At 40.0% G+C, this 6,885-nt stretch carries 9 protein-coding genes; 2 read left to right on the forward strand and 7 right to left on the reverse strand.

What is annotated here, in order from left to right:
* Window positions 1-69 precede the first annotated feature (69 nt).
* The gene (locus tag DSM106972_RS50680; protein WP_158633045.1) at window positions 70-693 is read left to right on the forward strand and encodes a restriction endonuclease subunit S; all 624 of its coding nucleotides are present in this window, start codon (window positions 70-72) and stop codon (window positions 691-693) included.
* 244 nt (window positions 694-937) lie between these two features.
* Here DSM106972_RS50680 and DSM106972_RS50685 read toward each other — a convergent pair whose 3' ends face one another.
* The 6 genes from DSM106972_RS50685 to DSM106972_RS50710 all read right to left on the reverse strand — a co-directional run bounded on the left by DSM106972_RS50685 (window position 938) and on the right by DSM106972_RS50710 (window position 5,331).
* Complete coding sequence (locus DSM106972_RS50685; protein ID WP_127087808.1) at window positions 938-1,201, reverse strand: FG-GAP repeat domain-containing protein; 264 nt, start codon at window positions 1,199-1,201, stop codon at window positions 938-940.
* A 30-nt stretch (window positions 1,202-1,231) separates the two neighbouring features.
* On the reverse strand, window positions 1,232-1,891 hold the full coding sequence (locus DSM106972_RS50690) for a hypothetical protein (protein ID WP_127087809.1): 660 nt from the start codon (window positions 1,889-1,891) through the stop codon (window positions 1,232-1,234).
* Between the two features lie 2 nt (window positions 1,892-1,893).
* Window positions 1,894-2,361: a hypothetical protein gene (locus DSM106972_RS50695; protein ID WP_127087810.1), complete on the reverse strand. Its 468-nt coding sequence runs from the start codon at window positions 2,359-2,361 to the stop codon at window positions 1,894-1,896.
* A 3-nt stretch (window positions 2,362-2,364) separates the two neighbouring features.
* Entirely contained in the window at window positions 2,365-3,228 is an 864-nt protein-coding gene (locus tag DSM106972_RS50700; RefSeq protein WP_127087811.1) for a hypothetical protein, read from the reverse strand.
* The gene (locus DSM106972_RS50705) at window positions 3,219-4,337 is read right to left on the reverse strand and encodes an AAA family ATPase (protein ID WP_170213662.1); all 1,119 of its coding nucleotides are present in this window, start codon (window positions 4,335-4,337) and stop codon (window positions 3,219-3,221) included. The genes DSM106972_RS50700 and DSM106972_RS50705 overlap by 10 nt, the downstream gene beginning before the upstream one ends.
* 811 nt (window positions 4,338-5,148) lie before the next feature.
* Entirely contained in the window at window positions 5,149-5,331 is a 183-nt protein-coding gene (locus DSM106972_RS50710; RefSeq protein ID WP_127087812.1) for a hypothetical protein, read from the reverse strand.
* Between the two features lie 45 nt (window positions 5,332-5,376).
* Here DSM106972_RS50710 and DSM106972_RS50715 point away from each other — a divergent pair, with 45 nt between their 5' ends.
* Window positions 5,377-6,054, forward strand: coding sequence for a glycoside hydrolase family 16 protein (locus tag DSM106972_RS50715; RefSeq protein ID WP_127087813.1), 678 nt, complete (start codon window positions 5,377-5,379; stop codon window positions 6,052-6,054).
* Window positions 6,055-6,163: 109 nt separating this feature from the next.
* Here the strand turns inward: DSM106972_RS50715 and DSM106972_RS50720 are convergent, their stop codons facing one another.
* Complete coding sequence (locus tag DSM106972_RS50720; protein ID WP_127087814.1) at window positions 6,164-6,838, reverse strand: WD40 repeat domain-containing protein; 675 nt, start codon at window positions 6,836-6,838, stop codon at window positions 6,164-6,166.
* Window positions 6,839-6,885 lie beyond the last annotated feature (47 nt).

A 6,885-nucleotide genomic window follows, 5' to 3' on the forward strand; every position in this document is an offset into this window, starting at 1 on the left:
CTTCGTCATCCTGAATTTTTGCTTTTTTCTTGGTTGTAATCTTTTGTACTTCAAATTGAAGTGCGGAATGTGGGTTTAATACAAAGAAGTAATACTTTAGATTATGTTGGAACCTGTGCCATTTATAATGGTGTTTTTGGAGAGTTTATTTATCCTGATTTAATAATGAAAATTCAGGTGATAGAAGAAAAAACAACGCCTGAATTTATTTACTACGCTCTTTCAAATAAAGCTACTCGTTTGTACTTTAGGAAAAACGCAACTGGTACGGCAGGTAATATGCCAAAAATAAATCAACAAGTTGTAATGAACACACCTGTTGTTTTACCATCAATTGAAGAACAAAAAGAAGTTGTCCGCCAAATTCAACTTTTATTCAAAACCGCTGACATCATCGCGCAACAATATCAACAAACCTTCGGCGCCATTAACCAACTCGACCAAACTATACTAGCCCAAGCATTTCGCGGCGCCTTAGTTCCCCAAGACCCCAACGACGAACCCGCATCAGTGTTACTCGAACGCATCCGCGCGGAACGTGAGAAAAATACTGGCGCCACCTCTAAGCGTAGTAAGAAAAGTGCTGACACCTCTCAAGAGAGGAGTGAGAAAAGTACTGGCGCCACTTCTAAACGCAGTAATAAAAGTGAACCATTTAAGGAAGCAATACAAATGGAATTGGAATTAGAATGATTATCGCTTCTGGGAGAAACTATATAGGTAGTGTTAGAATTGCTGGCTTATAGAAAATAATGCCCGCGCGCGTTCTTATCTACCCAGCGGTAATTGATGCTTTGTATAATTTGGTAGTTGATTTGTAATTCGGTGCCTTTGTCACCTCTTCAGAGAGATATAGGGTGCCGTTGTATTTCATACCAAAGTTACTTAAGTTAAGTAATAATTAGGAGGCATAGTGGTATTGAGTAGTACTGAGACATTATTGGAAAAAGAGTGTGGCATTGCGTTCATCAGGTTTACCATCTTTGTTAAAGTCCTCCGCAGCAACAAATCTGGAAGTATCTCCTACGTCAAAGTTGGTAACGGCGCCAAAGTTGCCTGTACCATTTCCTAGTAACACTTCATAATCTACTTTACCGCATTTTGAGCAAGTGGGCTTGGAGCGGTTCAACAGCGCGCGACTCTTCTCTGTGTATGTACAGACCGAATTAATTCGGTCTCTGTGGGAAAAATACTTACTCATTTGTAACAAATAACCCATCCGTTACATCCGTTACATCCGTTGCACAAAGACCTCATCAACATCATAAAACTCCCCACGCTGCTCCAACTTAAAATCTCCAAGCAGCAAACCCAACCAAACTTCCACAAGTGCCAACCCTAAAACGCACGTAAGTTCAACCAAACGAACGGCGCCTTCTCTACACACAATATAATCAAAAATCTTCTGCCGCCAAGTTTCCACATCTTCGTTACCTGCTAAATTACGAATATCATCCCAACTCTCGACAGCTTGCAGCATTTCCAAAACGTTATCCTTCTCGACAGGCGCCGCAACTGAATCATTCCCCATATTAGGATAATTATGGGCGCCATGAGGTTGAAACGTTTGGGGAATAGGTGCTTCTTTCAAGTCATCCAAGTCAAGGTGCATCGACATCCGCACCAAACCTGCAAAAAAATCACTATCAACAACAGGTCCCAAGTCACTATTACTATCGCGCGTTTCTTCCAAAAGCAACAACGAGCGCGCTTTGAGAATATCGGCAATTTGCACAAACGCTAAACTAGCAGCTGACAACTGTTGCTCAATAGTCAACAATGGCAACTCCGAATCAAGACATTCCCAAACTACATCAAGCGTAGCATCGGGTGGCGCCGACGATAACTCATCCAAGATATCCCAAATAGTTAACTGCTGAAACTCTGCCATAGCTACACATCTGGGCGTAATGGACATTCAGAAATTGGACACTTTGATGGGTTAATCTCGAACATTTCCTTATATTGAAAGACAGTACAATTGTACTTTTGAGAAAAAGCCTTTAATACCTGTTCGGTATAAGCCTTAATTTTACCAGCGGTCAACCCAAAGCAATGAATAGGTTCCAACCGACAAATCGCCTTTTGTCCATACCATAACTCGGCGCCAAGAGCATGTAACGGTTTATCACCAGGCGCCTTATACAAATACAGTACAGCAAAATAATTAGCTGGCGGTTCAATGCTTATCGTATCAATACCTTCATCATTATGTTGAGCGCGGTGCCGATAAAACGAACGGCGGTTATGACAGTGTTTAGCATCCCAGCAATTATCACCATCAGAACCATGCACTATTTTTGCTTGCGTAGTGGAAAGCTGAGAACACAACAAACATTTATTACTAAAAGGTTTAGGCATATTCTACAACTCTACTGTGCTGATAAAATCTCGTAACCGTTGCCACTCAGGTAACCATGTCCATACATCCTCTGCCGTTTCCTCAATGCCTTTGAGGATGCGCTCACGAAAAACAACCGGAGTATCAAAACCAAATCTAGAAAGTTCGTCTCGCATTCCATAAAGCAAATCTTTACCTGCGAAAAAAGTCATATAATTTTGATTTACAAACCGACTGCCTCCCTGACAACAAGTAGGTAATAATCGCTCAAACTCTTCTATAGGATTCTTTTTAGGCGAGGCAAGTCTCTGTTCATATTGCCTAATAATGCTGTTGAGTTCAGCTTTGCAATTAACTTCTGTAAGTCCCTTGTCCTTTGGGAAGCGATAACCCTCTTTCTTATCTCTCTCATCTCCCCATGAATTGTAAGGTGGTGATGGACGATGTGAGAGGTAAAGTGATAGCGTAATTCTGGCAGCAGTATAGGCGCCTATTTTTTGAGCAGAAGCGGTAAGTGCCACGCGGTACTCTTCCATAGGTGGAGCATCACTACCCAATGCTTTTTTAACAACTTTAGGGTCAATCAAATAATTTTCAATCTCTTTTCTTTCCCAATACCAACCCAAAGCAACGCGCGTACCAGCTTCTGTAATATACCAATCACGGGGTGTTGCAGTTGGTTGATTATCATCATTATCAAAGTCACGGTCTCTCAGTCCTGCTACAGTTGAACCAGTCCGCACATCCCTGGCGCCAAGTATTCGTTGGGCTAAACCTTGCTTACTGCCAATAGGTCGTACTATACAACCAGGGGGAATGATGGCGCCGATAACTCGCACATCTGGACTTTTAGCAACGCCCTCACAATATAAAATATTTACAGGCACAGCGAACCCCCAGCCAATCGGTAAGTATCATCCTCACCAATCACATCGCTAACAGCATCACTATGAGTTGTCACAATAAACTGGCAAGTTGAACAAAGTTTAGGAAGCTGCTTTATTAATAACTGTGCTGCTGGTGGATGAAGATTTAGGTCAATTTCATCAATTAATACAACTGAGTAAGCTATCTGCTGACGCACAAACTCGTAAAGTATAGGAAACACCGACTGTTCCCCGGCTGACATCTCCACAATATCGTAATTACGGCGCCCGTCACTAATTAAAAAATAGTAATCTTCAGGTGTAGGAGAATCCACACCAGGCATTGGTTCCACACCAGCAAACGAGCGTTCGGTAAAAATCTTAGTATATAAATTTTCTAATTGCGTCAAATAATCAACAGTTGAAGTCCGAGTAAGTTGAGCAAACTTCCACCCATTCAAATATTTACGTAACCTCGCCACACCCACCTCAAAAGATACTCTTCCACTAGTAGATTTACTTGCACTTGCTGGGCTGGCGCCGTTCTCTTCTCTTTGTGGAGTCACACCTAAATTACGGAACTGGTCAAACCAAAAAATACCAGGCAGCTTATAAAACTCAGAACGTACTGCAGGGTCAGTCTCCAACAAACTGCGCGCGTAATAACGTCCAGCAAACTGAAAATATTGGGCATCCGAGGCAGCATAACAGCGTTCACCATCAAGAACAAGCCGAACGCGCTTATTATCACCAGGTTCAACCAAAGCACGTTCCGATTGAGTAGCAGCCCATCTATGGAACAACGCGCGAGTAGTAGCTATTTCCTCCGAGGTAAATAATACTTCGATTTCAATAAGCGGCGCCCCCCAACGTTGGTAGCGACCAGGAAGAAACCCCAACCAATCAAAATCAGTAACTCGCCCAATTTGTTTAGTAGCCAAAGCCAAAGGAAGCGCAATAGCTTGCAACAGCGTAGTTTTCCCAGTACCGTTATCACCCAGTAACAGGAAACGATTACTAACAGTATCGAGAGTTTGATTTTTAAACGACACCTCCAAACGCTCAAAGCGCTTAAAGTCTCTAATACTAACAGACTCAACCTTCATATGTCCCTCTTGTGGAGCAGGCATCCTGCCTACCCTTGCTGGGAACTATAAATAAAAGTCCCCAAAACCGCCCTTGAATTTTACCACGTAATTTTAATCGTAGTTAATACCGTATAAAAGATAAGGGATACTTATTTTATGTTGTAGTGCTGTAGTATATGTGTAACTGTAAGCATAAGTTGAGCAACTTGTTTTAGCGTATAAAGCAAAAATGGCTATATACCCTTGTTTGTAAGCGTTTCATTATAAGACTATAAGCTTATAAGAACAGACGAATTACCACTGATACTCGCACAGAAAGCTTTGGATTCAAAACTATGTATAAGCTTATAAGCTCATAGGAAAACGCTTACAAACAAAGGCATCTAGGCATTTTTCGCTAATCTGGTTTTCAGATAACTCACTTTATGCCTACAAAATGACTCGCGAGGGTTTATGCTTACAAAACGAAAATATAGCCCTCTTCCTTAGAGTACAAGCCTTTCCGACTGTTTATATCAGCACAACACCATACATCTATAAGCGCGCGTGTAGGAAATATTTGCTCAACTTATAGTTTCTAAATATAATGTTCGCTCAACTTATAGTTTCAAAACCTCCATTTCTACTTTTAGGCTCTACGAGAATATAGGGTTTGAAGGAATATATTGCTCAACTTGTGCTTACATAATTGCTCATCTTATACTTACAGTTACAATATGTAATTGTAATTAGAAGTTGAGCAACAACCGCATACAAGAGTAGTGGCGCCACGTTTTTTATATTCACAAGTCTTTTATAAACCAAAATTTTGATTTTTTTGTACTTATAGAAACATTTAAGTTCAACACAGGGATTATCTACCTTCGCTGTTTACTAGCAATTGGTACTTACTAAGACTATCTAGTATATTATTATAAGTACTTATGCTAAAAAGTCTTGCCAATAAATAAGAAGTGACACCATTAACGTCTGTTGTATGCCCAGTAAGGGTTTTGATTTCTTTGTCGGTGCTGGTATTATGGTAGGTATACTTCATGAGTAACAAACGTAAAACGTTACAATCTCCGAATGAGGAACAAAAATGGATGACACAAAAATTATTAATTTTTCAGGCTATGAGTGGCAGGTGAAAGATAATGTAACAGTTGGCCCTGGTCCAAACAATTGGAGCAGCGATAATGTCTGGATTGACAAAGATGGTTTACACCTTAAGATTACTCAACAAGATGGAAAGTGGTACTGTGCCGAAGTTTACACAACAATGAATTTGGGATTTGGAAAGTACCAATTTTACGTAATTGGTCGCATAGACCAGTTTGACCCAAATATCGTACTGGGATTATTCAATTATCCTGAATTTGTGGCTCCAAATCAAGAAGAAACGAATGAAATAGATATTGAAGTAGCAAGGTGGGGTAGTTCTGAGAATCCAAATGGTAATTTTGTTGTTTGGCCTAGTGTTCCCGGACTAAAGAGAGATTGGCATAACTTCAGTTTTTCTCTAAACGGAAATTACACAACACATCGATTCAATTGGTCTAGTAAAAAGGTTGACTTTCAAAGTCTTCACGGTCACACCAACAATAATGAACATCAAATAGACGCTTGGACTTACCAGCCTGATGATAGTCTTAAGAGGATACCTCAGCAGCCTTTGAGAGTACATATGAACCTTTGGTTGTTTCAAGGTCAACCACCAACTGATTTACAAGAGGTAGAGGTTATTATTAGTAATTTTCAGTTTATACCAGCTTCCTGATTGCAAGTATATCTGGTAAAGGGCACACATATACTAATGCCCCAGATCGAACAGCCGAACCCATAACACCAGTAAAAAGGCTGAACCTTATGCTGAAATTAAAAACTCCTCACATCCTTACCATTCCATCACAGATTTTCTTATCTTGATTGTTAAGATTAGGATTATTTTTTAAATAATCACGTACCCAATGACAGCCGTAGGTTTGTAATCCTTCATAATCTAAATCTAAATTCCAAAAAATTAATCTTCCCATACGATCGGCAGAAGCAAGGGTATGACTATTAGGAATAAAATTGAGACCCAAAACTAAATCATTATGTCCTCGATAAGTTTTTAATTCTTTACCATCTATACTCCAAAGCTTAACATTATAGTCCTTGCTAGCTGTGGCTACAATCTTGCTATCTGGGCTAAATCTGACTCGGAAAACTCCAGCTTCATGACCTATCAAAGTAGTCATTAATTCACCCTTATTTGTCCAAAGTCTAACAGTTTTATCTTCGCTAGCAGTAGCAATTATTTTACCATCTGGGCTAAAGCTGATACTATGAACTCCATCTTGGTGCCCGGAAAGAGTTTTAATTAATTCACCTTCTTGGTTCCAAAGTTTGGCATTTGTGTCCCAACTAGCAGTAGCAATCATTTTGCCATCTGGGCTAAAATCAACACTATTAACTGTGTCTTGATGCCCGTCAATACTCTTGATAAAATTGCCATCTTTATTCCATAGCTTGACAGTTTTATCTGCGCTAAGTAAGTCGGCGCCAAAATTCCTAACTATGTAACGAAAAGTTAATAAGAGACGTTAGAGTTAAATTTTACACGCTG

This window comes from Dulcicalothrix desertica PCC 7102, assembly GCF_003991905.1.
In the GTDB taxonomy this organism is placed as follows: Bacteria; Cyanobacteriota; Cyanobacteriia; order Cyanobacteriales; family Nostocaceae; genus Dulcicalothrix; species Dulcicalothrix desertica.

What these genes read in the sequence shown, in the direction of transcription:
- DSM106972_RS50715 (WP_127087813.1), top strand. Translation starts at nt 5,377, where the DNA reads ATGGATGACACAAAAATTATTAATTTTTCAGGCTATGAGTGGCAGGTG.
- DSM106972_RS50710 (WP_127087812.1), bottom strand. Translation starts at nt 5,331, where the DNA reads ATGAAGTATACCTACCATAATACCAGCACCGACAAAGAAATCAAAACC.
- DSM106972_RS50695 (WP_127087810.1), bottom strand. Translation starts at nt 2,361, where the DNA reads ATGCCTAAACCTTTTAGTAATAAATGTTTGTTGTGTTCTCAGCTTTCC.
- DSM106972_RS50685 (WP_127087808.1), bottom strand. Translation starts at nt 1,201, where the DNA reads ATGAGTAAGTATTTTTCCCACAGAGACCGAATTAATTCGGTCTGTACA.
- DSM106972_RS50705 (WP_170213662.1), bottom strand. Translation starts at nt 4,337, where the DNA reads ATGCCTGCTCCACAAGAGGGACATATGAAGGTTGAGTCTGTTAGTATT.
- DSM106972_RS50690 (WP_127087809.1), bottom strand. Translation starts at nt 1,891, where the DNA reads ATGGCAGAGTTTCAGCAGTTAACTATTTGGGATATCTTGGATGAGTTA.